A 24,464-nucleotide genomic window follows, 5' to 3' on the forward strand; every position below is an offset into this window, starting at 1 on the left:
TTTTCAGCCTGCGCGGAAGATCAGGTAATCCTCCCAGTCGTCTTCGGGCACGCTGCCTTCGGCGAGCATGCGACCGGACTGGGAAATGCGTTCGTGGTGCACGGCATCGCGGTCGCCGCAGACCAGGTGGTGCCACAGCGGCAGGTCCTTGCGCTCTCTGACCAGGCGGTAGCCGCAGGTTGGCGGCAGCCACTTGAACTGGTCGGCCTGGCCCGGCGTGAGCTGGATGCAGTCGGGCACCGAGGCGCGGCGGTTGGGGTAATCGGTGCACTGGCAGGTGTTCAGGTCGAGCAGTTTGCAGGCAATGCGCGTGTAATAAACGCTGTTGTCCTCCTCGTCCTCAAGCTTTTGCAGGCAGCACAGGCCGCAGCCGTCGCACAACGACTCCCACTCCTCCTGGTCGAGGTGTTCAAGGGTTTTGCGTATCCAGAAAGGTTCGACTTTAGCGGCCATGGCTCTACATCAGTATCGGTCGGTGAAAAGGCCGCCAGTCTAGTGCCCAAGGCCCCTGGGGCCAAGCGCTTACGACTGGCGGTGTAACAACACTTGTCAGTCCAGTGGGCGCGCAGTAGCTTTGAACGCCGAATCGCACCTCAGGAACTGCCCATGACACGCGTTGCCGACTACCCGATCCACACCCAATTTACCGAACGCTGGTCGCCTCGCGCCTTTACCGGCGAGAGCATCCCGAAAGACACCCTGCTGAGCTTTTTCGAGGCCGCGCGCTGGGCGCCATCGGCCTATAACTCGCAACCTTGGCGTTTTCTCTACGCGCGCCGTGACACGCCGGATTGGGAACGCTACCTGGGCCTGCTGAATGAATTCAACCGTGCCTGGGCGCAGCATGCGTCGGCCTTGGTGATCATCGCGTCAAAAACCGACTTCACCGCCCCCGGCGCCAGCGAAGAAACCCCGGCGCTGTGGCACACCTTTGACACCGGTTCGGCCTGGGGCCACCTGGCGCTGCAAGCCAGCCTGAGCGGCTGGCACACCCACGGCATGGCCGGTTTCGACCAGGAACTGACCCGCAAAGAACTGAAGATTCCCCAAGGCTATGCACTGCACGCGGCGGTGGCCGTGGGCAAGCTGGGCGACAAGTCGAGCCTGCCCGAGTACTTGCAGGGCCGTGAAGCGCCAAGCCCACGCAAGCCGTTGAGCGAGCTGGTGTCCGAAGGCGATTTCAGCCTGTAAGCCTTGCTGATATCCCCTGTGGAAGCGGGCTTGCCCGCGATAGCGCACGGTCAGTCACGGCATCCTTGACTGACACGCTGCTATCGCGGGCAAGCCCGCTCGCACCTTAATAACCGCGTTCGAAGCTCACTTCTCCGCGTAACGCTTGCTTGGCTTGATACGCCCGTAGATTGTGCACAAACAACTCCACCATCATCCCCGGCGAGGTTGGCGCCGAGCTGTGCCCGGTCAGCAGCAGCCCCCACGCAGTCCAGAACGGATGGCGCTGCGGCAGCGGTTCCTGGCGGCACACGTCGATCACCGCACCGGCCAGGTGCCCTTCTTTCAGCGCCTCGACCAGGTCAGCATCGACCACGGCCACGCCGCGGCCAACGTTGATAAACAAGCCGGTCGGTTTGAATTGCTTGAACAACGCCGCATCGTACAAATCATGCGTGTTGGGCGTGTTGGGCAGCAGGTTGATCACGTAGTCCACCTCGCCCACCAGGCGGCCCAGTTGATCCAGCCCGGCCACTTCGATAAACGGCGCCTGCTCACGTGCGGTGCTGGCGATGCCGTACAGCTTGACGCCAAACGGCAGCAGAAAATCGGCAACGCTCTGGCCGATATCGCCCGTGCCGACGATCAGCGCCTTGCGCCCGGCCAGGCTCTGGCCCATGCGGTTGTCCCACTTGCGCTCAACCTGGCTGACCAGCCGCGCGAGCACTTCGCGCTCGTGGCCGAGCATGTAGGTGAGCACAAATTCGGCCATGACCTGGCCAAAAATGCCCACCGCGCGGGTCAGGCGATAGTCGCGTGGCAAGCCATCGGCCAGCAGCGGCGTGATGCCCGCCCAGGTCGATTGCAGCCATTGCGGCTGGTGGCCTTGGCGCAACAGGGTGGCGAGCAGATCCGGCTGGCCAAGCCATACCGGGCAATCGGCGGCCAGGCGCGACAGTTCGGCCGAGTCGCCGCTGGTCAGCACTTCGACGTCCGGCGCGGCATCACCCAGCAATTGGGCGTAGAGCGGGTAATCCTGTTCAGCAATCAGAACACGCATGGTTCAAACCTTTCAAAAACACTGCAGACGGCCGCCCGCATCCTTACGGCCACCGCCAACGAATACGTTTGCATTGAAGAAGGTGCCCGGTTCGGGCACTGACCGATCACATCGGGTCGTTGCGGCGCAGCAGCTCTTCGGGCAAGTGCTCGATGTACTCATCCTCGGCCGGTGGCATTTGCAGGTGGTAGCCCTGCTTGTCGAGGTTTTCCAGGACCACGGTGATGTCCTCGCGGGACAGCTTGCGCTCCGGCGTCAGGATCATCTCGAACGCAAGATGGGCCTTGCCGAAGGCCGCCATCAACGGTTCCGGCACACGCTCCAGCGCGTCGCTTTTGAGCACGTAGAGGTACATTCCGTCTTTTTTCAAGCTGCGGTAGATGGAGCAAATACGTTTCAAGGCTGTTCTCCGGCAGTGGCCAGGCTGTCGAGCAGCGCCTGGCCCATCAACTCGCGGCGCCAGCCACGCAGCGAGTCTGGCAATGTATAAGGCCCATCGGGGTAGCCACTCTTGACCAGGGCTTCGAGGGTTTTCTTGCGCAGCATCAGTTCCGGCGCCATGTCCAGGCGTTCGGCTTCGGCCTGGCCCAAGGCCCGCAGATGCTTGATCAGCGTGGCGGCGTCCACCGGCAGCGGCTCGGCAACAGCCGGTGGCCATTGGTCCATGGGCACGCTGGCGGCGCGCTTGATCAGGTCCAGCAGAAACTGGCCGTCCTGACGCACGGTGCGCGGGTGCATGTCTTCGATTTTGCCCAGCGCGGCGAGGTTGTCCGGCTGGGATTTGGCCAGAGGCCACAACGAGTGTTCGCGGATGATGCGGTTGCGCGGCAGGTCGCGGGCACGGGCCTGCTGCTCGCGCCAGGCGCACAGTTCACGCAATACGGCGAGCTGGGCGCGGGACAGTTTCCACGCCAGCTTGGCGTCGCGGTACACCTCGTACGGGTCGACTTCGCGGCGCAGGTTGGCCACCAACTCGGCGCCGTCTTCCAGCACCCAGGCGTATTTGTCGTCTGAGAGCTGCGGACGCAGGCGGATGTAGACCTCGGCCAAGTGCACCGCGTCTTCGGCGGCGTAGCTCACCTGGGTCTCGGACAACGGCCGCTGCAGCCAGTCCGAGCGGGTTTCACCCTTGGGCAACTCGATATCCAGCACGGCCTGCACCAGGCGCGAATAGCCCATGGAGAAACCGAGGTTCAGGTAAGCCGCCGCCAATTGGGTGTCGAACAACGGCACCGGCAGGCTGCCGGTCAGGCGCAGCAACACTTCCAGGTCTTCGCTGCACGCGTGCACCACCTTGATCACCGCCGGGTTTTCCAGCAAGGCGGCCAAGGGTTGCCAATTGTCGATGGTCAGAGGGTCGATCAGGTAAGCGCGTACGCCATCGCCGATCTGGATCAGCCCGGCAATGGGGTAAAAGGTGTCGACCCGCATGAATTCGGTGTCGAGGGCGACGAATGGCAACTGCTGCCATTCGGCGCAATGCTGGCCGAGGCTATCGTTGTCGCAGATCCAGTGAATATCGATGGCCACACGGCTCTCCCTTGAAGAATGGCGCGCAGTATATATCGCGAAAGACGCTTGCGAGCATCCGCAGTGCACACGCCTTCATGAAAACTCCGACAAGAGAGGAAGAATAGTCCGACGGGCGGGAGTTAGCTTCTCTTACGCAATACGTAAACCCGCCACAGCTTGGAGCCCGGCAGGAATTCCTGATGGTTGAGTATTTTGAAACCGGCCTGGCGAAACTCGCCCTCGACAGGCGCAGGTGCGTCCACGGAAACGATCACGGTGTCGCGGCTGACCCGATGGAACTCGCGCAGCAGCGCCAAACGCCCTTCACTGCTGGGTACATGGCGAAACAGTTCCATGCAGAAAATGCAGTCCACCGCATTGGCCGACAAGCCGATGGAAAACGCTGATCCCTGGAAGGTTTTGACGCGTTTGAGCAGTGCCGCCGGGTGATGAGTGCGCGCATGGTCGAGCATGGCCTGGGAGTTGTCGGAGGCCAGAATCACGCGGTTGATATGTTCTGCCAACACCGGCCAGAACCGGCCGGAGCCGCAGGCCAGGTCGAGGATCAGCCCAGGTTCGCCAGCCACTTTCAATGCCTGGCGCACCAACCGCTCATCGCGCCACGCTGCCACGCGCTGGCGCAGGCGTGGCGGGCGTGTGTCGCCGCAGACCCTGGCATGCTCGCGGTCACAGCGCTCGGTGAACTCAATCTCGATGGAGGAAGGTGGTTGTGACGACATCACGGGCTCATGTGTGTGGAACGGTAGTGAACGACCTTGAACCGCAGCTTACCCACTGCAACGTGAAAAAAAGGTCGAAGCCGTCACGGCCACCCAACACCCAAAATCCATTGTGGGCGTTGTCGAGCTTGAGCGAGGCTACGAGGGCGGTGGGCCAGGCAACCATCCCTGGCTGACACACCGCTATCGCGGGCAAGCCCGGCTCCCAGGGTGGATTACGCTTGGTGCAGATACCAGCGCCAATCCTGCTCGCCTACCTCGCCCATGAACTGGCGATATTCGGCACGCTTCACCGCCAGGTACACACCCAGGAACTCAGTGCCAAACGCATCCCGCGCCCAGCTTGACTCTTCAAGCGCACGCAGAGTCGTGAGCCAGTCGGTGGGCAGCAAATGTTTGGCCTGCGCGTAGCCGTTGCCTTCCACCGGCGCGCCGGGATCGCGTTGCTCACGGATACCGCGATGGATACCCGCCAGGATTGCGGCGGCAGCCAGGTAAGGGTTGGCGTCGGCACCGCAGATCCGGTGCTCGATGTGTCGGGAATTGGCCGGCCCGCCCGGCACGCGCAGGCTCACGGTGCGGTTGTCCACGCCCCACGTGGCGGCCAGCGGTGCGTAGCTGTTGGTCTGGAAGCGGCGATAGGAGTTGGCGTTGGGGCAGAACATCAGCAACGAATCGAGCAAGGTGCTGAGCATGCCGCCCACGGCCTGACGCAGCAGCGGCGTGCCGTCGGCGGCCTCACTGGCGAACAGGTTATTGCCGTGGGCATCCGCCAGGCTGACGTGCATGTGCATGCCGGTGCCCGCCAGGTCGTCGAACGGCTTGGCCATGAAGCAGGCGGTCATCCCGTGTTTATGCGCCACGCCCTTGACCAGGCGCTTGTAGCGCACGGCTTCGTCCATGGCCTGCAAGGCATCGGCGCGATGTTCCAGGGTGATTTCAACCTGGCCCGGGGCGTATTCGGAGATTGCCGTGCGCGCCGGAATGCCTTGCAGTTTGCACGCGCTATAAAGGTCGGCGAGAAACGGCTCGATCTGCTCCAGCTCGCGCAGGCCATACACCTGGGTCGAGCGCGGGCGATTGCCGTCCACATCCCGCGCCGGTTGTGGGCGGCCATTGCTGTCGGGTTTCTGGTCGAGCAGGTAAAACTCCAGCTCCGCCGCCATCACCGGGTAGTAACCGTCGGCTTTCAGCCCGTCGATGACCTTGGCGAGCAAATGCCGCGGGTCGGCCACGGTGGCGGGCATGCCCTCGGTGGGGTGCATGCTCACTTGCACGGCGGCCGTGGGAATCAGGCGCCATGGCATGCGCTGCAGGCTCCCGCTGATCGGGTAGGCGCGGCAGTCGATGTCACCGACTTCCCACACCAGCCCGGAGTTTTCCACGTCATCGCCATTAATCGTCAGGCCAAGGATGGTACTGGGCAACGGCCGGCCACTTTCGTACACCGCCAGCAGCTCATCGCGGTGCAGCAATTTGCCGCGCGGCACGCCGTTGTTGTCGAGGATAAACAGCTCGAACATCTCGATGTCCGGGTGCTGTTCAAGGAAAGATCGGGCTTCTTGCAGGCAGGCGAAATCACTCATGGCAAGTCTCATACGTTTGCGTCAGGCAGGAACATAGGCAACGCGCGCAGGGGCGCCTGGTCTATGGGAGAGATCAACGTAGGAGAGCGGTATCCGGTGGGCGTGCGTGTCGGCAGTGGAACAAGGCCCAGAAGGCCAGCTCGGAAGGAAGGGCCTCGACAACCGCGGTACGGCTGGGCACTAAAGCGCCAGGCAATGTCGCGGGATGAGTGTCGGGGGAACCGTCCATGCGGGATTCACAGTGAGGTAGATGCCCGGCAGCGTCACACGCCTGCACAGGGTGGTTAAATTCAGCGTTGATGGAGTTTGGTTGCAGCTTGGCTAAACATTCACGCCGCTTGCTACCTCGGAGCGCTCCTGGAAATAATGGCCGCCCCGATCATGCCCCAAGGACTCGACCGCATGAAAGCTCCCCTGGCCCTGTGTGTATTGGCGAGTTTGGCAACCACCGCCCTGGCCGATACCGCGCCCTCGCGCCTCGATGAGGTGGTGCAGCGCGGCACGCTCACCGTTTGCACCACCGGCGATTACAAGCCTTACACTTCGCTGCGCGCCGATGGCCGTTATGAAGGCATCGACATTGCCATGGCCGAGTCGCTGGCCAAAAGCCTGAATGCGACGATCACGTGGGTGCCCACCACCTGGAAAACCCTGATGCCGGACTTTCTGGCCCAGCGCTGTGACATCGCGGTGGGCGGGATTTCGGTGTCGCTGGAGCGCCAGAAAAAGGCCTTCTTCAGCCAGACGCTGGGTGTGGACGGCAAGATCCCGTTGGTGCGTTGCGCCGATGTGCAGCGCTACCAAAGCGTTGAGCAGATCAACCAGCCGCAGGTGCGGGTGATCGAGCCGGCCGGCGGCACCAACGAAGTGTTTGCCCGCACTCACCTGGGCCAGGCGCAGATCCGCCTGCATGACAACGTGACCATCTTCGACGAGTTGCTGGCGGGCAAGGCGGACGTGATGATCACCGACGCCAGCGAGGCGCGCTTCCAGCAAAAGCTCAAGCCGGGATTGTGCGCGGTCAACCCGCAGCAGCAGATGCAGTACAGCGAAAAGGCCTTCCTGCTGCCCCGCGATGATGTGGCGTGGAAAAGCTATGTCGACCAGTGGTTGCACTTGAGCGTCGCTACCGGGGCGTACGACGCCATTGTCAATCAATGGCTGGCGGCGCCCTGAGCCGCAGCCGTCTACGCTGTGGTCACATCAAACAATAACGAGGGATGAGTAATGAAGGGATTGCTCCGAATCACCTGGCTGCTGCTGTTGTGTTGCAGCCAGGTGCACGCGGCCACTCAGGAGGAGGACGCCCACGCCGCCAAGACGCTGCTGACCAAGGCCCTGACCTATTACCAGAGCAACGGCGACAAGGCGTTTGCTGCGTTCAGTCGCCAAGGGGAGTTTGTCGACCATGACCGTTATGTGTTTGTGGTCGACACCCAGGGCGTGTTGCTGGCCAGTGGCGGGCCCTCCTCGGCCTTGATCGGCCGCGATGTGTCCGAGTTGCTCGGGCCTGACTTGCAAGCCTCATTCAAACAAGCGCTGGCGGTGCCCGAAGGCCAGGGCATCCAGCAGGCCGATTATCGCTGGCAGAACTGGAACGACGGCAAGGTTGAGCACAAGCACGTGTTTTATCAGCGGATCGGCGAGCGGATTCTGGCCGTCGGCTATTACCTGCCACGCGCCACGCCAGAGCAGGCTCGCGCTTTGCGCGACAAGGCGGTGAAAGCACTGGTCAAGGATGAAGCCGGCACGCTCAAGGCGATCAATTCGTTGCAGGGCGACTTCCTGCAGGATGACCTGTACGTGTTCGTGGTCGACCTGAATACCGGGCGCTATGTGGCCCACGGCACCAACCTGCGGCTGGTGGACACCGACTTCGCCAAGATCAGGGACCCGGACGGCAAGCCGGTGGGCGAGCCGATTTTGAAGCTGATGGCCGAGCAGGATCAGGGTGAGTACAAGTACCGCTGGAAAAACCCGGTGACCGACAAGGTCGAGAACAAACACGCGTATGTGCGCAAGGCCGGGCATTTCATGGTGGCGGTCGGGTATTACAGCCCCTGATCAGCATTGAAATGCAGTCACCTGGGGGAGCTGGCTTGCCTGCGAAAGCGGTGGGTCAGTTGGCATAGCCGGCACTGATACACCGCTTTCGCAGGCACGCCTGCTCCCACAGCTTGATCATCATCGGGTCAGTTACTTGGCCTTGTCTTCACGCCCACGCAGCACTCGGTTTGGCATCGCAATCGCCGCCGCCAACCCCAGCAACGACACCGCCGCACTCACCATCAGCAAGTGCCGGAACGTCACCGCCAACTCCCCGCGCAGGGCATCCTGCGCCGGGCCGGGCGCGGCGTTCAAGCCGTCCAGCAAGACGTTGCCGGAACTGCCTTCGGCCACCAGCGCGCCGCTGGCCAAATGCGCAAAGCTCGAATCCTGCAACAGCGCCAGCAACAAGGCCGACATGCAGGCCACGCCAACGGCCCCGCCCAGGGAGCGAAACAGGTTGGTGGTGCTGGTCGCCACGCCAATGTCGCGCTGCTCGACCGAATTCTGCGTTCCCACCAGCGACGTCGGAAACTGCATCCCCGCCGCAATCCCACACAGCAACATGAACACCGCCGTCATCCCGACCGCCTGCGGCGCACTGTAGGCCATGCCCAGAATCGCGAACGGGCTCAGCAACGCCCCGCTCAGAATCATGGGCTTATAGCGCCCGGTCACCGAGGTCATGCGCCCGGCAAAATAAGCCCCCACCGGCAGGCCGAACGCCAGCGGCAGCAGGTGCAGCGCGGCGCTGTCCGCGCCCGAACCGGTCACCGTCTGATACCGCAGCGGCATCAACACCGTCAGGGAAATCGCCTGAAAACTGGTGAAAAAAATCGTGCACCAGCACAACACGGCGCTGCGATTGGCGAACAGGTGCATCGGCAGCAAAGGCTCGCGCGCGCGGCGTTCATGCCAGACAAACGCCGTCAGCGCCACGCCCGCACACACCAGCAGCCCGAGCACTTGCTGGTCGCGCCAATGATGGCCCTGGCCGATTTCGGTGATGCCCAGCAGCAAGGCCGTGAGGCCGATGATCATCAGCAAGGTGCCGACATAATCGATGATCGGCTTGCGCTGCGGCACCGGCAACCCGACCAGCGTGCGATGCGCCACATACCAGGCGCCAGCGCCCAGCGGCAGGTTGATCAGAAATACCCAACGCCAGGACAGATATTCGGTCATGTACCCGCCAAGCACCGGCCCGGCCACGCTGGCCACCGCGTACATGCTGCTGAAATAACCCTGATAACGCCCGCGCTCGCGCGGTGGAATGATGTCACCAATGATCGCCTGGCTCACCGAGATCATCCCGCCGGCACCGATGCCCTGCAGAATGCGCGCCAGCACCAGTTGCTCCATGTTTTGCGCCATGGCGCAAAACAGCGACGCCAGCGTGAACACGCCCATGCCGATCAGCATCATCGGGCGACGCCCGTACAAGTCACCGAGCTTGCCGTAAATCGGCACCGCCACCGTCATCGCCACCATGTAGCCGGAGATCACCCAGGCCAGCAGGTTGACGTCATGGAACTGCGCGGAGATGGCCGGCATGGACACGGCGACGATGGTCTGGTCCAGCGCGCCGAGGAAGATCGCCATCATCAAGGCGGCGAGCACACTGCGCACGGCGGGAACGGGTTGGGTGGGCTGGTTGAGGTTGGTCACGGCAGAACCTTCGAGCAAGGCCCACGGGGCAGAAAGGGCCCGCGGGAATGCTCGATACGATAGCAGGCTACTCGATAGCTTCGTAAGCAAGCCCGACGTAATTTTCTGCAATGGTTGTGCGCCCTGCCTGCGAATCGACGAAATATGCCAGCTCACTCTCGGCGATGCGCTGGCTGAAGCCATCCGCGTCCGCAAACTGGTGCAGCATGGAGGTCATCCACCAGGAAAACCGCTCGGCCTTCCACACCCGGCGCAGGCAGATCGCCGAGTATTGCTGCAATAAGTCCACGCGCCCCTCGCGATACACCTTGAGCAGGATGCGAAACAGCGTATTCACGTCACTGGCCGCCAGGTTCAACCCCTTGGCCCCGGTCGGCGGCACGATATGCGCCGCATCCCCGAGCAGGAACAGCCTCCCGTATTGCATCGGCTCCACCACAAAGCTGCGCAGCGGCGCGATGCTTTTCTCGATGGACGGCCCGGTCACCAACTGTGCGGCCAAGGCGCTGGGCAGGCGGGTTTTCAGCTCATCCCAGAAACGCTCATCCGACCATTCATCCAGCGCCGTTTCAGCCGGCACTTGCAGGTAATAACGGCTGCGGGTCGGCGAACGCATGCTGCACAGCGCAAAGCCGCGCGGATGCCTGGCGTAGACCAGTTCGGCATGCACCGGTGGCGTGTCGGCGAGGATGCCCAGCCAACCAAAAGGGTAAATGCGCTCGAAAACCTTTAACGAATCAGCCGGAATGGATTGGCGCGCCACGCCGTGGAAACCATCACAGCCGGCAATGTAGTCGCACTCCAGACGAAAGGCTTCGCCCTGATGCTCGAAGGTCAGCCACGGTCGATCACTTTTAAGGCCATGGGGCTGCACGTTGTGCGCTTCGTACAGCGTGAGGGCGCCGGCGGCTTCGCGCGCTTGCATCAGGTCGCGGGTCACTTCGGTCTGGCCGTAGATCATCACCGACTGGCCACCGGTCAAGCCCTTGAGGTCGATATGGCTGAGCTGGCCATTGAGCGCCAGTTCGAAACCGTCATGCACCAAGCCTTCGGCGTCCATGCGCTGGCTGACACCGGCTTCGCGCAGCAGGTCGACCATGCCTTGTTCCAGCACCCCGGCACGGATGCGGCCTTGCACGTAATCGGCACGCTGGCGCTCTAGCACCAGGGTCTGGATACCCGCGTTGTGCAGCAGTTGACCGAGCAACAGTCCGGAGGGACCGGCGCCAATAATGGCGACTTGGGTTTTCAGCGCTTTCATTATTTTTAGGGTCCGCGAGGCTCATCCGAACGGATAAGGTGAAAGAGTTGTCATTGATCTTGTTGCTGACATTTTTCACTTGAGTGACCGCCATAAGAAGGTGAAAACTGAGACAAAGCCTGCGCTTTTTGCCAATCGGGGCGATTACCGAACCACTATCCTGAGTATCGGATTGAAACCATGACCAAAACTGCCAGTACCGCGATTCCGGTCTTCAAGCTTTACGGGGAAAGCCAGCAATGGCCGACGCCCGATTTGTTGCACTGTGAAACCATTTCCCGGCGCAGTCGGGAATACCAGTGGGAAATCCAGCCCCACCGGCACGCGGACTTGTGCCAGTTGTTGTACGTGCATAAAGGTCAGGCGCAACTGGAAATCGAAGGTCAGCGCACCACACTCAACGAGGCGACCTTGCAGGTGCTGCCGCCCTTGTGTGTGCATGGGTTTCGGTTTGCCGAAGATGTCGAAGGGTTCATCGTCACGCTGTCAGCGCCGCTGGTCAGCCATTTGCAGGCGCAGCTGGGCTCGGCGGTGGACGGCTTGCAAGCCCTGGGCAACTACCCGGCAGGCAAGGACAGCGACTACCTCAATAGCCTGTTTGCGCGCTTGCAAGATGAATACGCCGATGAGCAACCGGCGCGCGACATGATGATGCACGCCTTGGTCAGCGTGCTGCTGGTGTGGATCAGCCGCCAGGCCATCCAGCGCCGCCACGCGCGCGCGCCTCGAGGGCGTGAATATTTCCGGCGCTTTACCCAACTGGTCGAACAGCATTACCGCGAGCACCCCAAGATCGAAGACCTGGCCCACAAGCTGGGCATCTCGGTCTCACACTTGAACGGCACGTGTCGGGAATTGGGTGGGCAACCTGCGCTGCAGATCATGCATGACCGCCAGTTGCTGGAAGCCAAGCGCCTGCTGACTTACACCAGCATGACCATCAATGAGATGTCGCAGGTGCTGGGGTTTTCCGACCCGACCAACTTCTCGCGACTGTTTCGTCGGCGGGTCGGGTTTTCGCCCAAAGCGTTCCGCGAGCAGTTGAAGGCCGAACAGCCTACCTGAGCGCGCTGAAACTGCCGGTACGCGGCAGGCACATGTCCTGATGGCAACTGACCGCAAAGGTCGGCTGCATGCGGGTTTGTTCAACCCGATAGGCAGCCGTGCCGTACAGCGCGGTAGCCAGGGCGCACAGGATGAAAATCATCAGGTACTTTCTGATTTTTAGAGTCATGGCACACCTCTGAACGGATCGACTCGGTGCTGTTTAAAGCATAGGTCAGTCAGCAAGAGTTGCCATTATTGGACGCCATTCAACATCTTTATGTCGGCTTCAAAGGCCGACATCCCACACCGGCTCCTCAGGAAAGCGCAGCACCAGAAAATCCAGCAGGCTGCGCAGCGCCAACGGCATGTGCTTGCGCGAGGCGTACACCGCGTAGACATTCATTTGCTGGGGCTCTGCCTCGGGCAGCAAACGGATCAGTTCGCCACTGCGGATGTAATCCCCCGCCTGATAACTGGGGAGCCGCGCCACCCCTGCCCCCGCCAACGTCACCCGTAACAGGGCGGTCGCCTCGTTAGCGCTGATATTGCCCTGCACCGCCACCGACACTGGCTCAGCGTTTTCTGTGAAATGCCACAGGCTTTTGCCGAAGTAGGTGTGCGTCAGGCAGTTGTGCTTCGCCAGATCGTGCACGTGCTGCGGGCGCGGATGTTCCAGCAGGTACGCCGGGGACGCGCAAATGACCGAGCGGCAGAGCGTCAGCTTGCGAGCGATCAGGTTGGGGTCCAGCTCAAAACTAGTGCGAATCGCCAGGTCGATCCGCTCATCCACCAGGTTTACCGTACGGTCGAGCATCTGCAGATCGATACTGACCAACGGGTTGCGCTTGACGAACTCGGCCACGGCGTCCGCCAATTGCGCCTGGCCGAATGAGCTGCTGACACTCAGCCGTAGCTGGCCGCGCGGCGCTTCGTCCGGCTCGCTGACGGCCGCCTGCATGTCGTTGCACAACTCCAGCATCTGCCGCGCTCGGGGCAGCATTTCGCTGCCCGCTGCGGTGAGACTGAGCTTGCGCGTGGTGCGATGCATCAGCCGCGCGCCCACCCAATCCTCAAGCTCCGCCAGATAACGTGAAACGACCGGCCGCGACAGGTCCAGTTGATCCGCAGCCGCCGACTGGCTTCCCAGGTCAACGACCGTGACAAACACCCGCATTGCTTGAAGACGATCCATGATTTGCACGCTTTTAGAAACAAACTATGTTCAAGCATGGCATTTTTTGTGACGTTTAGTGCAACTAAGCTCTGTGCATCCCTTACCTGCCGCTGGAGTTGCACATGATCTCGACGCTTAAACGATTGGCCACGGCCATGGCCGCCCTGGCGTTCGCCGCCCATGCCGCGGCGGCCGATCTGACGCTGGACGCTTATAACCCTGGCACCTCGGCAATGATGCCCGTCAGCTCGGTACTGGTCAGCGGCGAGCACGACGTCATTTTGGTGAACGCGCAATTCGGCAATGCCCAAGCCGAGCAACTGGTGACAAAGATTCGCGCCAGCGGCAAGCGCCTGACCACCATCTACGTCAGTGACGGCGACCCGGATTACTACTTCGGCCTCGACGTCCTGACGCAGGCATTCCCCGCCGCCAAGGTGGTAGCCACCCAGCCGGTGGTCGACCATATCAAGGCCACCGCCGAGCAGAAACTCGCGTTCTGGGGCCCTAAGCTGGGTGCCGACAAACCGGCCAAAGCCATCATCCCGCAGGTGCTCCAAGGCCATAGCCTGACCCTGGAAGGCAAGACGCTGGAAGTGGTCGGCCTGGACGGCCCGCAGCCGGACCGCACGTTTGTGTGGATTCCATCGATCAAGGCCGTGGTGGGCGGCGTTGTGGTCTTCGAGAACACCCACGTGTGGATGGCCGATACGCAAACCGCTCAGTCCCACGCCGACTGGCTGGCAACCTTGCAACGCATCGAAGACTTGAAACCGCGCACCGTGATTCCAGGTCATTACCTGGGTACGCCGACTGTGCAGTCCGTGGCATTCACCGCGGGCTATATCAAAGCGTTCGATGAGGAAACCGCCAAGGCCAAGGATTCGACTGCGCTGATCGCGGCCATGAAAAAACGTTACCCGAAACTTGAAGATGAGAGCAGCCTGGAACTCGGTGCCAAAGTCGCCAAGGGCGAAATGAAGTGGTGAATGGTTTAAACCTTAACGTACTGGAGAACGTCATGAGCAAGATCGCAATCATTGGTGCCACCGGCCGCGCCGGTAGCCAACTGCTGGAAGAAGCGCTGCGTCGTGGGCATACCGTCACCGCCATTGCGCGTAATACCGGCACGCTGGCCGCACGCCCGGGCGTCACCGTCAAACAGGTCGACGCCCTGGATGCCAACGCCCTGCAACAGGCTGTCAGCGGCAACGACGTGGTGATCAGTGCGGCGCACTTCGCCACACTGCCGGCCAGTGCCGTGATCGGCCCGGTGAAGAGCGCCGGGGTGAAACGCCTGCTGGTGGTCGGCGGTGCAGGTTCATTGTTGTTGCCGGATGGCAGCCGAGTCATCGACAGCCCTGGCTTCCCGGCAGAGTACAAGGCCGAAGCCAGTGCAGGCGCTGAATTTCTTGATGCGCTGCGTCAGGAAAAAGAGCTGGACTGGACCTTTCTGTCGCCGTCGGCGGAGTTCGTTGAGACTGAGCGCACCGGCAAATTCCGTGTCGGCCAGGATCACTTGCTGGTGAGCGCTGAAGGGCGCAGCTGGATCAGCTTTGCTGACTACGCGATTGCGTTGATCGACGAGGTTGAGTCGCCGAAGCACTCGCGCCAGCGTTTCACCGTCGGCTACTGAACCGACACGGTTAAAACTGTGGGAGCTGGCTTGCCTGCGATAGGATCACCGCGGCATGACTGACACACCGAGGTGCCTGTATCGCAGGCAAGCCCGCTCCCACACAAGCCTCCTCCCACATTCGGGTCTTCGGTGTTACGACGGTTGTGCCTGGCTTACCAACCACTCCATCAAGGCGACTAATCCAGTAGACGGCTCAATTCCCGGCGGATACACCAGGTAATACCCCATCCCCGTCGGCACGCGCAGTTCAAACGGTGTCGCCAACCGCCCCGCCTTCACATCCTCGCCAATCAACGCGCTGTCGCCAATCGCCACTCCCGAGCCCTGGGACGCCACCGTCATTGCCAGGTCCAGCGTTTCAAAATGATGCCCCTGGGCCAGGTTGCTCAAGCGCGTATTCGCAGCCTTCAGCCACAACGCCCAATCGCGCTCGTCCCGCGTGGGGTGCAGCAGCACCTGTCGCTGCAGATCAGCCGGTGTGTGCAGGCTGGCGAGCAACGCCGGCGCGCAGACCGGGGTGAGTTGTTCATCGAATAAATGCCGCGCCTGCGCCGACTGCTCGGCGATGGGCGCATAGATCACCGCCGCGTCGAATTGCTCGCGGCGAAAGTCCACGGTGTAGGCCACCGTGGTGGTGAGTTCCACCGGCACGTCCGGGCGCTCCTGTTGCCACTGCATCAGGCGCGGCAGCAGCCAGCGCATTACGCAGGTGGAGGCCTTGAGTTGCAGGGTCTGGCGGCGGCTGCCGATCTGCTCCACCGCGTCACCGATCAAGCCAAACACCTGCTGCGCCCGCAGCGACCACTCGCGCCCTTCTTCGGTCAGGCTCAAGCCCCGCGCCTGGCGCTGGAACAAGGCATAGCCCAAATGGTTTTCGAGCCCGGCAATCTGCCGGCTCACCGCACCTTGGGTAATGTGCAGTTGCTCGGCGGCGCGGGTGAAGTTGCAGCACTGGGCCGTGACCCAGAAGGTGTGCAGCGCGGGCAGCGGTGGCAAGCGTTTCATCGGGCGCAGCCATGACGTGGGGACATGGCTAGTATGACTTTTTATCGATTGTTGGCGCTACCGGCCAGCCGCTCCAATAGCGCCTCGAATCCATAACAAGAGCGACATGTATGGCGACCTGCGGCGAAGTATTGGTCAACCTCCTGGAACGCTACGGCGTAGACCAGGTGTTCGGCATTCCCGGCGTGCACACCGTGGAGTTGTACCGTGGCCTGGCGCGCTCGAGCATCCGCCACGTCACCCCGCGCCACGAACAGGGCGCAGGCTTCATGGCCGACGGCTATGCACGCACCCGCGGTAAACCTGGCGTGTGTTTCATCATCACCGGCCCCGGCATGACCAACATCACCACCGCCATGGGCCAGGCCTATGCCGACTCGATCCCGATGCTGGTGATTTCCAGTGTGCAATCGCGCAGCCAATTGGGTGGCGGGCGCGGCAAGCTGCATGAGCTGGCGAATCAGAGCGCGATGATCGCGGGCGTGGCGGCGTTCTCGCACACCTTGATGTCGGCGGCGGAGTTGCCTGGCGTGCTGGCGCGCGCGTTTGCGCTGTTCCAGGCCGGTCGACCGCGCCCGGTGCACATCGAGATTCCGCTGGATGTATTGGTCGAAAACGCCGATGCCCTGCTCGGCAGCGAGCCGGTCAGCGTGGCGCGCGCCGGTGCCGCGCCGGCGGCGGTGAAGCAGATGAGCCAGTGGCTGGCGGCAGCAAAACGCCCGCTGATCCTGGCCGGCGGCGGCGCCATCGAGGCGGCCGCCGAATTGACGCGCCTGGCCGAACGGCTGGGTGCACCGGTGGCCCTGACCATCAACGCCAAAGGCATGCTGCCGGCCGCGCACCCGTTGCTGATCGGCTCGACCCAGACGCTGGTCGCCACCCGCGCCCTGGTCGCCGAAGCCGATGTGGTGCTGGCCATCGGCACCGAGCTGGCGGAAACCGATTACGACGTGACCTTCGCCGGGGGTTTCGAGATTCCCGGCACGCTGCTGCGCATCGATATCGACCCCGACCAGACCGTGCGCAATTACCCGCCTCAGGTCGCACTGGTGGCCGATGCGCAGATCGCAGCCCAAGCCTTGTTGGCCGCGCTGGACGCCCAGGTATCGGGCGATCGCGCCCCCGACTGGGGCAGCGCACGCGTCGCACGTCTGTGGGCTGAATTGACGCCCACCTGGGACGCCGCCACCCGCGCGCAAACCCTGTTTCTCAACACCGTGCTGGCGCAACTGCCCGGCGCCGTGCTGGTGGGCGACTCCACCCAACCGGTGTACAGCGGCAACCTGACGCTGAACCTCGACCACCCACGCCGCTGGTTCAATTCCTCCACCGGCTACGGCACCTTGGGCTACGCCCTGCCCGCAGCGATTGGCGCCTGGCTGGGACGCGGCGACGGGCAACCGGTGGTGTGCCTGATCGGCGACGGTGGCCTGCAATTCAGCCTGCCGGAACTGGCCAGCGCGGTCGAGGCGCGCGTGCCGGTCATCGTGCTGCTGTGGAATAACCAGGGTTACGAGGAGATCAAGAAGTACATGCTCAACCGCGCCATCGAGCCGGTCGGTGTGGACATCTACACCCCGGACTTTATCGGTGTGGCCAAAGCCTTGGGCTGCGCCGCCGAGAGCATTCAGGGTATCGCGCAGCTGCGCACGGCATTGCGCGCCGCCGCTGATCGCCAGGGACCGACGCTGATAGAAATCGACCAGGGGCTGTGGATGCAGGAGGTAGCGGTATGAACGCAGTATTGGACGGTGTGTACATTGCAGGCGAATGGCGCGCAGGCCATGACGTTATCGAGGTGATCAACCCCGCCACCGAAGCCACCCTGGCCAACGTCAGCGTGGGCGACGCGAGCACCGTGGCCCACGCGGTGGCGGCGGCCAGCGCGGCGTTCGTCGACTGGTCGAAAAGCACCGGCCGTGACCGCGGCGCCGTGCTGCGTAAGATCGCCCAGGGTGTGAGCGCCCAGCGCGACCAGCTGATGCAGTTGCAGTCGAGCAACAATGGCAAGCCGCTGTTTGAGGCCGGCATTGATGTGGACGATGTGATCGCCACCTTCGACTACTACGCCGGCATGTGCGACGACATGGACGCCACGCAAGACCGCCCGGTGGCACTGCCCGGCGAGGACTTCAGCGCACGCCTGCGCCGTGAGCCCTGTGGTGTGGTCGGGCTGATTGTGCCGTGGAATTTCCCGATGGTGACCACCGCCTGGAAGCTCGCCCCGGCCCTGGCGGCCGGATGTTGCGTGGTGCTCAAGCCATCGGAAGTCACGCCGTTGGCGGAGTTGCAACTGGCGCAAATTATTGCCCAGGCAGGGCTGCCGGCGGGTGTGTTCAACCTGGTCTGCGGCACGGGCCTGGCGGTTGGCGCACCGCTGGCCGCAGACCGCCGCGTGGCGAAGATTTCCTTCACCGGCAGTAACGCCGTCGGCGTGCAAGTGATGCAGCGCGCGGCAGAAACCATCAAGGGTGTAAGCCTTGAGCTGGGTGGTAAATCGGCGTTGCTGGTGCTCGCGGACGCCGACCTTGACCTGGCGGTGGAGCTGGCCTGTGGGGGTGGCTTTTTCAACGCCGGGCAGATGTGTTCGGCCACCAGCCGCGTGCTGGTGGCTGACAGCCTGGCGGACGCGTTCCTGCAGCGTTTGCAGACACGGGCCGAGGGGATTCGCGTGGCAGACCCGTTTGCCGATGAGGTGCAAATGGGCGCGTTGATCAACCGTGCGCAGTATCAGCGAGTGCTGGGGCATATTCAGCGAGGCATCGCAGACGGCGCGCGTTTGCTGTGCGGTGGTGAACGACCGGCCGACCTGGCGAAGGGCTATTTCATTCGCCCGACCGTGTTTACCGATGTGCCGTTGAACAGCGCGTTGTGGAACGAGGAGATCTTCGGCCCGGTGCTGTGTGTCCGACGTTTTACCACTGCCGAGGAAGCCATTGCCCTGGCCAATGACAGCGATTTCGGCCTGGTCGCCAGTGTGGTGAGCGCCGATGTCGACACCGCCGAACGCGTGGCCAACGCCTTGCAGGCCGGGCTTGTGTGGATCAACGCCCCGCAGGTGATCTTCCCGCAAACGGCGTGGGGTGGTTACAAGCAGAGCAGCATCGGCCGCGAGTTGGGCCCGTGGGGCTTGGCGGCGTTTCAGGAGATCAAACATGTGATCCGCGCCCTCTAGTGACACAGATCCCTTGTGGGAGCTGGCTTGCCTGCGATAGCGGTGTATCAGGCAGTCATTTCTGGACTGACCCACCGCCATCGCAGGCAAGCCAGCGCCTACATGTTTGATCACCTGCAATTTTTAGATAGCCCCAACGATTTTCTGATTTGCTCCCCTCCTCCCCTGCGTGGCCTGATTCGCCCTTGTCTCTTCAAGGTCCACCCATGGAAAACGTTCGCGCAACGCCCGCCACCGCCGTCTGGCTGATGATCAGCGTCGTACTGGTCGCCCTGAACCTGCGCCCGTCGATGGCCGCCGTCGGTCCACTGTTGTCATCGATTCGCGGCGACGTGCCGTTGAGTTTCAGCAGCGCCGCGCTGCTGACCATGCTGCCAGTCATGGCCATGGGCCTGGCGATGTTCTTCGGCATGGGCTTGGGTAAACGCATGGGCGAGCACCGCAGCATTGTGCTGTCACTGCTGGTGATTGGCTTGGCCACGCTGTCGCGGCTGTTTGTGGATTCGGCGTCGGCGTTGATCGTCAGCGCCATCGCTGCTGGCGTCGGTATCGCGATGATCCAGGCGTTGATGCCGGCGCTGATCAAGACGCGCTTCAGCGCCAACGTCTCGCTGTTCATGGGCCTGTACGTCACCGCCATCATGGGGGGCGCGGCACTGGCCGCGTCGTTCGCGCCGCTCGTGCAGGTGCAGACCGGCAGCTGGCGTATCGGCCTGGCCATCTGGGCGGCGCTTGCGGTATTGGCGCTGGTGTTCTGGTACGCCCAGCGTTCGGCAATGCCGCCACTGCCCCAGGCCGGTGCCGGCGCGCAGGAATCGTTTTTCGGCAATCGTCGCGCATGGTTGCTGGCGATTTTTTTTGGCCTCGGCACCGCCGCCTACACCTGCGTGCTGGCGTGGCTGGCGCCGTACTACGTGGAGCAAGGCTGGAGCGAACAACAGGCCGGCCTGCTGCTGGGGTTCTTGACCGCCATGGAAGTCGTGTCCGGCCTGATCACCCCGGCCATCGCCAACCGCCGTGAGGACAAACGCGGGGTAGTTGCGGTGTTGCTGGTGCTGATCATCTGCGGTTTTTGCGGCCTTATTCTCAGCCCTCAATACCTGAGCCTGCTGTGGCCTTGCCTGCTGGGCCTGGGCATTGGCGGTCTGTTTCCGATGAGCCTGATCCTGTCCCTCGACCACTTGGACAACCCGCGCCGCGCCGGCGGCCTGACTGCGTTTGTGCAAGGCATCGGCTACCTGATTGCTGGCTTGTCGCCACTTATTGCCGGGATGATCCGCGACCAACTCGGCAGCTTCGAATGGGCCTGGTGGTCACTGACCGCCGTGATTGCGGTGATGCTGCTGATCGTCACGCGTTTCAATCCGAAGCATTACGCACGACATATCCGCTGACGTCGTATTGCCAACATTTTTTGTCCCACACCAAACATAGAAACGCCCTACAGAGCTTTCTAATGGCACGACCGTTCCGTTAAGCTTTTGCCCTTGTCGCGCGCTGCCTCAGTGCCAAGGCTTACCGGATGGAACGGATGCTAAACAGTAATTTGCTCAGAAAGCTCGATATGCAGGACTTGATGGTGTTTATCGCCGTCTACGACCAGAGCAGCGTTACCGAGGTGTCTGAAACGCTGTTCGTCAGCCAGTCCACTGTGAGTTACAGCCTGAAGAAACTGCGCACCAGTTTTGAGGATGAGCTGTTTATCAACACGCGGGCAGGCATGCGGCCTACGTACAAAGCCACGACCATGTACGGGCATGTGCAGAAGATCCTCGAGAGCATCAACCTGTGCCACGCCGGCGGCCAGACCTTCGACCCGACGCAGAAGGCCGTGACGTTCAACGTGTGCGCGCCGGAGTACTTTGAGCAATTGATCCTGCCGCGCCTGTTGAAGAACTTCGACCGCGCCGACCTGCCAGTGATCGTCAATGTGCAAAAGCTGGAAACCGAGATTCCCGCCGAGGACTTGCGCGAAGGTCGCCTCGACCTGGTGATTTGTTTCGGCCCGAACTTTCACCGCGCCCACAAAGACTTCAAGGTCCAGATGCTGCTGGAAGATGACTTGGTGTGTGTGTTCGATAAACGCGCGACCCCGCGCGAGCCGGCGTTCAGCCTGCAATCCTTCGTCGAGCGGCGGCACGTGTTTCCCACGCCCTGGACCTCCCACACCAACATGATCGACGGCTGGCTGGCACGCCAGGCCCACACGCGCCAAGTGGTCGCCAGGGCCAACAGTTACAGCGCCGCGTTGAAGATGATCACCGGCACCGACTTCATCGTCACCCTGCCGCGCCGTGTGCAAAAGCTCTTGGCGCCCGCCAGCGTGTTTGGCCATTGCGAGGCGCCCAACGGGCTGCCGGGCTTCACCCTGGACATGCAGTGGAACGAAACCAGCGGCCAGGACAGTGCCAATACCTGGTTTCGTGAGCAAGTGGTGAAGGTGTGCGCCGATCAGGGGTTGTTGTAGCCCTCAGCCAATCGCGACTTTGCTGTAGGAATCGCGGTCCATGTCGACCAGCAGGACGCTGAGTTGAACCTGAATATTCGCCGGCCATTCGCCCTGGTCCTGCAACGCCGCCAACAGGCTTTCCGACAACTGCTTCTTGACCTGCGGCGAGCGCCCGCTGAGCAGTGACAGCTTCAGCGCAATAAACCCTCGTGGGTTGAGTGAGGTGCCGACCTGGAACGTCTCAACCTTGACGGCGCGGCTTTTGATATCGAACTCGGAACCGAACTGCCCGGACGCCATCAGCACATTGTTGAGCCGCAACAGGGTTTTCTCGACGGCCAGGCCGGTCAGATTGGCGGTGTATTCCAGGTGCAGGTGCGGCATGAAAAGCTCCGAATAGTTGTAGGAAAAAGAGCGATACATATAGCACGCAGCCGAACCGAATCAGAACGCCTTCAGTGTGAAACTTCGTTCAGGCTGCGCAGCGCACGGTTTTCCCAAACGGCCACGATCACTAACACCGCCGTGGTCAGCGCGCCCAGCACCAAGGCCGAAAACACCTGCTGCAACCCAAGCGGCAACACCACCAGCAACATCAGCAACCCGCCGAGGTGCGACAGCGGTGGCAATGACCGGTCACTCATTACCCACTTGAACAACGCGCTGCCCACTAGAAACAACCATGGGCCGGCGATGATCGCGACCACGCCGGCCTGGCTGGCATGGCCCGGATGCACCAGCACCAGTTCGTCGGCCACCGCGCTGACAATGATGCCGGCAACGATCAACACGTGCAGGTAGGTATAGGCAATCCGCGCCTGGCGGCCCGGGTCGGCAGAGCTGGCAATCCGGTGATGGGCGCGCTCGGCGCCGCTGTCGAAATAGATCCACCACAGCGCAATGCTGCCCACCACCGCCACCAGGAATGCGCCCAGGCCTTCTACGCTCCAGGGCAATTCGGCAAAGGTGGCGCCGGTCACCAGCAATGATTCGCCAAGGGCAATGATCACAAACAGGCCGCAGCGCTCGGCCATGTGGTTGCCTTCGACGTTCCAGTCCGCCAGGGTCGAACGCCCCAGGCCCGGTACCCAGAAATACACCGACGGCGATATCAGTTCGATCAACAGCGCCAGCGCCCAGAAAGCCAGGCGCTGTTGACCTTCGAGCAGGCTGCCGGTGATCCAGAACACGCCGGAACACAGCATCCACGCCAGGATTCGCTGAAAATTGCGAATCATGTTCAGCGACTCGCCACGCACTGCCCACAATGCAAACAGCGTGCGTCCTACCTGCATGAATACGTAGGCGCCGGCAAACAGTACACCTCGGTCGGTAAAAGCCTTGGGGATCGAGGAAGACAGCAGCAGACCGGCCACCATCAAGCCGAACAGGCCGAGGCGTATCGGGATTTTTTCTGGATCGAGCCAGTTGGTGATCCACGACGTGAAGATCCACACCCACCACACCGCAACCATCATCAGCGCCACCTGCACCGCCCCGTCCAGGGTCAGATGCGCCAACAGCGAATGGGACAATTGGGTCACGGCGAACACGAACACCAAGTCGAAAAACAGCTCGACCATGCCGACTTTGCCACTGTCATGACTGCCGCGCCCACGCAGCAAGGAACGGGATGGAATCATCGGTGGCACTCCCTGAAGGGGCTATCTCAAGATTTTGTCGCCAGCACCGGCAGCATGTCGCGCTCGCTCATGAACGCTTCCAGCCGCGAGCGCATCCAGCGTTCCGCCGGGTCGGTGTCGACGTGGCTGAGCCAGACCATGGACAAGTCCAGGGTCGGGGTTTCGAACGGAAACGGTTCGCAGAACAGGTTGCCGCCAGCGGCCATGGCCTGGGCGGTGTAGTCCGGCAAGCTGGCGATCATGTCAGTGCCGGCGAGCAGTGCCGGCAGCGCACTGTATTGCGGCACCGACAGCACCACATGGCGCTTGCGGCCAATTTCGGCCAGCCATTCATCGGCAAACCCGGACACGTTGGCGGTGTGGGACACCAGCACATGAGGGCGTGCGCAATATTCGTCGAGGGTCAGCGGTTTATCCGAGGCGTCGGCGCGCAGCAGGCAGGGGCGGATATGCCGCAGCAGTTTACGTTTGGCATTCGCCGGCAGGCCGCGGGTCTGGGTGATGCCGACGGTGATATCGCCGGACGCCAGCAGGTCAGGGATGCGCCAGTAATCCACATGCTGCACCACAAACACCACCAACGGCGCTTCCTGGCGCAACGCCCGCAGCAAGGGCGGCAGCAGGCCGAACTCGACGTCATCGGACAAACCGATGCGAAAGGTCATGGTGCTCTGGGTGGGATCGAAATCGTGGGTCAGGCTCAGGGCCGACGACAGTGAATCCAGGGCCGGCGACAGGTGCTGAATGATCTCCTCGGCGCGCGCGGTGGGTTCCATACGGTGGCCGACGCGAATAAACAGCGGGTCATTGAACAACGTGCGCAAACGGTTGAGGGCCGAACTGATGGTCGGTTGACCGAGAAACAGCTTCTCCGCCACCCGCGTGACATTGCGCTCGAGCATCAGTGCTTCGAAGACCACCATCAGGTTGATGTCGGCCTTGCGTAATTCATTGCGATTCATCGGCACCTGCCCCTTTCCCCAAGACAAGCCGCAGTTTAGAAAGCCCGCGGGGCTGCGTCTATGTGAACACTGTTCATCGGACGGCTTTGGGATTATAAATCAGCGCTTGAAGGCCACAGGAACACCATCGTGCTGTTCATTATTGCCTTGGCCATTGTGGTGGCCGGGTTCTGTCTCTGGGTAGTCAAGGGGATCGCCAACCCCACGGTGAGAACGCTGACGCGGGTGTTTGTCGGTCTGTGCCTGGCAACCGTGATCGCGTTTGTGGTGTTGGCGTGGGGGGTTCCCGTCTCCGTGCTGCTGTCATGAGGCATTTCATTCATCCAC

25 protein-coding genes are annotated in these 24,464 nt (G+C 62.2%); 11 read left to right on the plus strand and 14 right to left on the minus strand.

Translation table 11 applies throughout. The annotated features are described in order from the left end of the window. Window positions 1-3 precede the first annotated feature (3 nt). On the minus strand, window positions 4-453 hold the full coding sequence (locus tag AC19YS_RS10500) for a YcgN family cysteine cluster protein (protein WP_500601648.1): 450 nt from the start codon (window positions 451-453) through the stop codon (window positions 4-6). Between the two features lie 153 nt (window positions 454-606). Here AC19YS_RS10500 and AC19YS_RS10505 point away from each other — a divergent pair, with 153 nt between their 5' ends. Then, on the plus strand, window positions 607-1,191 hold the full coding sequence (locus tag AC19YS_RS10505; protein ID WP_169368487.1) for a nitroreductase family protein: 585 nt from the start codon (window positions 607-609) through the stop codon (window positions 1,189-1,191). Window positions 1,192-1,297: 106 nt separating this feature from the next. On the opposite strand, the gene AC19YS_RS10510 is transcribed toward AC19YS_RS10505, so the two are convergent. From AC19YS_RS10510 to AC19YS_RS10530, 5 genes are all read right to left on the minus strand, one after another. Further along, window positions 1,298-2,230 carry a D-2-hydroxyacid dehydrogenase gene (locus AC19YS_RS10510; RefSeq protein ID WP_106576968.1) on the minus strand — a complete coding sequence of 311 codons (933 nt, stop codon included), beginning with the start codon at window positions 2,228-2,230 and terminating at the stop codon, window positions 1,298-1,300. Between the two features lie 106 nt (window positions 2,231-2,336). After that, complete coding sequence (locus tag AC19YS_RS10515) at window positions 2,337-2,630, minus strand: YcgL domain-containing protein (protein WP_056857316.1); 294 nt, start codon at window positions 2,628-2,630, stop codon at window positions 2,337-2,339. After that, on the minus strand, window positions 2,627-3,760 hold the full coding sequence (rnd, locus tag AC19YS_RS10520; RefSeq protein ID WP_124416699.1) for a ribonuclease D: 1,134 nt from the start codon (window positions 3,758-3,760) through the stop codon (window positions 2,627-2,629). The genes AC19YS_RS10515 and rnd overlap by 4 nt, the downstream gene beginning before the upstream one ends. Before the next feature lie 122 nt (window positions 3,761-3,882). After that, entirely contained in the window at window positions 3,883-4,482 is a 600-nt protein-coding gene (locus AC19YS_RS10525; RefSeq protein ID WP_106576970.1) for a class I SAM-dependent methyltransferase, read from the minus strand. A gap of 215 nt (window positions 4,483-4,697) precedes the next feature. After that, window positions 4,698-6,068: a glutamine synthetase family protein gene (locus AC19YS_RS10530; RefSeq protein ID WP_200623250.1), complete on the minus strand. Its 1,371-nt coding sequence runs from the start codon at window positions 6,066-6,068 to the stop codon at window positions 4,698-4,700. A 402-nt stretch (window positions 6,069-6,470) separates the two neighbouring features. On the opposite strand from AC19YS_RS10530, the gene AC19YS_RS10535 reads away from it, so the two are divergent. Together AC19YS_RS10535 and AC19YS_RS10540 are read left to right on the plus strand one after the other, a co-directional pair. Next, window positions 6,471-7,244 carry a transporter substrate-binding domain-containing protein gene (locus AC19YS_RS10535; RefSeq protein WP_500601650.1) on the plus strand — a complete coding sequence of 258 codons (774 nt, stop codon included), beginning with the start codon at window positions 6,471-6,473 and terminating at the stop codon, window positions 7,242-7,244. Window positions 7,245-7,295: 51 nt separating this feature from the next. Next, complete coding sequence (locus AC19YS_RS10540; protein ID WP_200623254.1) at window positions 7,296-8,132, plus strand: cache domain-containing protein; 837 nt, start codon at window positions 7,296-7,298, stop codon at window positions 8,130-8,132. A gap of 132 nt (window positions 8,133-8,264) precedes the next feature. Here the strand turns inward: AC19YS_RS10540 and AC19YS_RS10545 are convergent, their stop codons facing one another. Together AC19YS_RS10545 and pobA are read right to left on the minus strand one after the other, a co-directional pair. Continuing rightward, on the minus strand, window positions 8,265-9,782 hold the full coding sequence (locus AC19YS_RS10545) for an MDR family MFS transporter (protein WP_367241390.1): 1,518 nt from the start codon (window positions 9,780-9,782) through the stop codon (window positions 8,265-8,267). Window positions 9,783-9,849: 67 nt separating this feature from the next. Then, entirely contained in the window at window positions 9,850-11,043 is a 1,194-nt protein-coding gene (gene pobA, locus AC19YS_RS10550) for a 4-hydroxybenzoate 3-monooxygenase (protein WP_500601653.1), read from the minus strand. A 180-nt stretch (window positions 11,044-11,223) separates the two neighbouring features. Between pobA and AC19YS_RS10555 the strand changes: the two genes are divergently transcribed. Beyond that, a complete protein-coding gene (locus tag AC19YS_RS10555) occupies window positions 11,224-12,108 on the plus strand; it encodes a helix-turn-helix domain-containing protein (RefSeq protein ID WP_106576975.1) in 885 nt (294 codons plus the stop codon). Here AC19YS_RS10555 and AC19YS_RS10560 read toward each other — a convergent pair. Next, window positions 12,101-12,277, minus strand: coding sequence for a hypothetical protein (locus AC19YS_RS10560; RefSeq protein ID WP_164487913.1), 177 nt, complete (start codon window positions 12,275-12,277; stop codon window positions 12,101-12,103). The genes AC19YS_RS10555 and AC19YS_RS10560 overlap by 8 nt on opposite strands. Before the next feature lie 99 nt (window positions 12,278-12,376). Further along, window positions 12,377-13,282 carry a LysR family transcriptional regulator gene (locus AC19YS_RS10565; RefSeq protein WP_124416694.1) on the minus strand — a complete coding sequence of 302 codons (906 nt, stop codon included), beginning with the start codon at window positions 13,280-13,282 and terminating at the stop codon, window positions 12,377-12,379. A gap of 104 nt (window positions 13,283-13,386) precedes the next feature. Here AC19YS_RS10565 and AC19YS_RS10570 point away from each other — a divergent pair, with 104 nt between their 5' ends. Both AC19YS_RS10570 and AC19YS_RS10575 read left to right on the plus strand, forming a co-directional pair. Then, window positions 13,387-14,253 carry an MBL fold metallo-hydrolase gene (locus AC19YS_RS10570; RefSeq protein ID WP_200623259.1) on the plus strand — a complete coding sequence of 289 codons (867 nt, stop codon included), beginning with the start codon at window positions 13,387-13,389 and terminating at the stop codon, window positions 14,251-14,253. A gap of 32 nt (window positions 14,254-14,285) precedes the next feature. Beyond that, on the plus strand, window positions 14,286-14,900 hold the full coding sequence (locus AC19YS_RS10575; protein WP_367241388.1) for an NAD(P)-dependent oxidoreductase: 615 nt from the start codon (window positions 14,286-14,288) through the stop codon (window positions 14,898-14,900). Window positions 14,901-15,035: 135 nt separating this feature from the next. On the opposite strand, the gene AC19YS_RS10580 is transcribed toward AC19YS_RS10575, so the two are convergent. Next, complete coding sequence (locus AC19YS_RS10580) at window positions 15,036-15,908, minus strand: LysR substrate-binding domain-containing protein (protein ID WP_124416691.1); 873 nt, start codon at window positions 15,906-15,908, stop codon at window positions 15,036-15,038. A 110-nt stretch (window positions 15,909-16,018) separates the two neighbouring features. Here AC19YS_RS10580 and AC19YS_RS10585 point away from each other — a divergent pair, with 110 nt between their 5' ends. From AC19YS_RS10585 to AC19YS_RS10600, 4 genes are all read left to right on the plus strand, one after another. Then, window positions 16,019-17,644, plus strand: a complete 1,626-nt coding sequence (locus AC19YS_RS10585) for a 5-guanidino-2-oxopentanoate decarboxylase (RefSeq protein WP_200623260.1) — start codon at window positions 16,019-16,021, stop codon at window positions 17,642-17,644. Further along, a complete protein-coding gene (locus tag AC19YS_RS10590) occupies window positions 17,641-19,083 on the plus strand; it encodes an aldehyde dehydrogenase family protein (RefSeq protein ID WP_500601656.1) in 1,443 nt (480 codons plus the stop codon). Before AC19YS_RS10585 ends, AC19YS_RS10590 begins: the two co-directional genes overlap by 4 nt. A gap of 206 nt (window positions 19,084-19,289) precedes the next feature. Next, entirely contained in the window at window positions 19,290-20,477 is a 1,188-nt protein-coding gene (locus AC19YS_RS10595; protein WP_500601658.1) for a cyanate transporter, read from the plus strand. A gap of 137 nt (window positions 20,478-20,614) precedes the next feature. Then, window positions 20,615-21,550, plus strand: a complete 936-nt coding sequence (locus tag AC19YS_RS10600; protein WP_106577292.1) for a LysR family transcriptional regulator — start codon at window positions 20,615-20,617, stop codon at window positions 21,548-21,550. A 3-nt stretch (window positions 21,551-21,553) separates the two neighbouring features. Here AC19YS_RS10600 and AC19YS_RS10605 read toward each other — a convergent pair whose 3' ends face one another. From AC19YS_RS10605 to AC19YS_RS10615, 3 genes are all read right to left on the minus strand, one after another. Further along, entirely contained in the window at window positions 21,554-21,916 is a 363-nt protein-coding gene (locus tag AC19YS_RS10605) for a 5-carboxymethyl-2-hydroxymuconate Delta-isomerase (RefSeq protein ID WP_106577293.1), read from the minus strand. A 71-nt stretch (window positions 21,917-21,987) separates the two neighbouring features. Beyond that, window positions 21,988-23,175 carry a low temperature requirement protein A gene (locus AC19YS_RS10610; protein WP_119739116.1) on the minus strand — a complete coding sequence of 396 codons (1,188 nt, stop codon included), beginning with the start codon at window positions 23,173-23,175 and terminating at the stop codon, window positions 21,988-21,990. Between the two features lie 26 nt (window positions 23,176-23,201). Further along, on the minus strand, window positions 23,202-24,137 hold the full coding sequence (locus AC19YS_RS10615; RefSeq protein WP_106576984.1) for a LysR substrate-binding domain-containing protein: 936 nt from the start codon (window positions 24,135-24,137) through the stop codon (window positions 23,202-23,204). 129 nt (window positions 24,138-24,266) lie between these two features. Between AC19YS_RS10615 and AC19YS_RS10620 the strand changes: the two genes are divergently transcribed. Beyond that, a complete protein-coding gene (locus AC19YS_RS10620; RefSeq protein WP_106576985.1) occupies window positions 24,267-24,446 on the plus strand; it encodes a hypothetical protein in 180 nt (59 codons plus the stop codon). Window positions 24,447-24,464: the final 18 nt, after the last annotated feature.

The sequence above is a fragment of the Pseudomonas sp. MF08831 genome, assembly GCF_059862645.1.

Bases quoted from the DNA above. Each gene is read 5' to 3' on its own strand.
- AC19YS_RS10500 (WP_500601648.1), bottom strand. From the start codon at position 453: ATGGCCGCTAAAGTCGAACCTTTCTGGATACGCAAAACCCTTGAACAC.
- AC19YS_RS10505 (WP_169368487.1), top strand. From the start codon at position 607: ATGACACGCGTTGCCGACTACCCGATCCACACCCAATTTACCGAACGC.
- AC19YS_RS10510 (WP_106576968.1), bottom strand. From the start codon at position 2,230: ATGCGTGTTCTGATTGCTGAACAGGATTACCCGCTCTACGCCCAATTG.
- AC19YS_RS10525 (WP_106576970.1), bottom strand. From the start codon at position 4,482: ATGTCGTCACAACCACCTTCCTCCATCGAGATTGAGTTCACCGAGCGC.
- AC19YS_RS10530 (WP_200623250.1), bottom strand. From the start codon at position 6,068: ATGAGTGATTTCGCCTGCCTGCAAGAAGCCCGATCTTTCCTTGAACAG.
- AC19YS_RS10535 (WP_500601650.1), top strand. From the start codon at position 6,471: ATGAAAGCTCCCCTGGCCCTGTGTGTATTGGCGAGTTTGGCAACCACC.
- AC19YS_RS10540 (WP_200623254.1), top strand. From the start codon at position 7,296: ATGAAGGGATTGCTCCGAATCACCTGGCTGCTGCTGTTGTGTTGCAGC.
- pobA (WP_500601653.1), bottom strand. From the start codon at position 11,043: ATGAAAGCGCTGAAAACCCAAGTCGCCATTATTGGCGCCGGTCCCTCC.
- AC19YS_RS10555 (WP_106576975.1), top strand. From the start codon at position 11,224: ATGACCAAAACTGCCAGTACCGCGATTCCGGTCTTCAAGCTTTACGGG.
- AC19YS_RS10560 (WP_164487913.1), bottom strand. From the start codon at position 12,277: ATGACTCTAAAAATCAGAAAGTACCTGATGATTTTCATCCTGTGCGCC.
- AC19YS_RS10565 (WP_124416694.1), bottom strand. From the start codon at position 13,282: ATGGATCGTCTTCAAGCAATGCGGGTGTTTGTCACGGTCGTTGACCTG.
- AC19YS_RS10570 (WP_200623259.1), top strand. From the start codon at position 13,387: ATGATCTCGACGCTTAAACGATTGGCCACGGCCATGGCCGCCCTGGCG.
- AC19YS_RS10575 (WP_367241388.1), top strand. From the start codon at position 14,286: ATGAGCAAGATCGCAATCATTGGTGCCACCGGCCGCGCCGGTAGCCAA.
- AC19YS_RS10580 (WP_124416691.1), bottom strand. From the start codon at position 15,908: ATGAAACGCTTGCCACCGCTGCCCGCGCTGCACACCTTCTGGGTCACG.
- AC19YS_RS10585 (WP_200623260.1), top strand. From the start codon at position 16,019: ATGGCGACCTGCGGCGAAGTATTGGTCAACCTCCTGGAACGCTACGGC.
- AC19YS_RS10590 (WP_500601656.1), top strand. From the start codon at position 17,641: ATGAACGCAGTATTGGACGGTGTGTACATTGCAGGCGAATGGCGCGCA.
- AC19YS_RS10595 (WP_500601658.1), top strand. From the start codon at position 19,290: ATGGAAAACGTTCGCGCAACGCCCGCCACCGCCGTCTGGCTGATGATC.
- AC19YS_RS10600 (WP_106577292.1), top strand. From the start codon at position 20,615: ATGCTAAACAGTAATTTGCTCAGAAAGCTCGATATGCAGGACTTGATG.
- AC19YS_RS10605 (WP_106577293.1), bottom strand. From the start codon at position 21,916: ATGCCGCACCTGCACCTGGAATACACCGCCAATCTGACCGGCCTGGCC.
- AC19YS_RS10610 (WP_119739116.1), bottom strand. From the start codon at position 23,175: ATGATTCCATCCCGTTCCTTGCTGCGTGGGCGCGGCAGTCATGACAGT.
- AC19YS_RS10615 (WP_106576984.1), bottom strand. From the start codon at position 24,137: ATGAATCGCAATGAATTACGCAAGGCCGACATCAACCTGATGGTGGTC.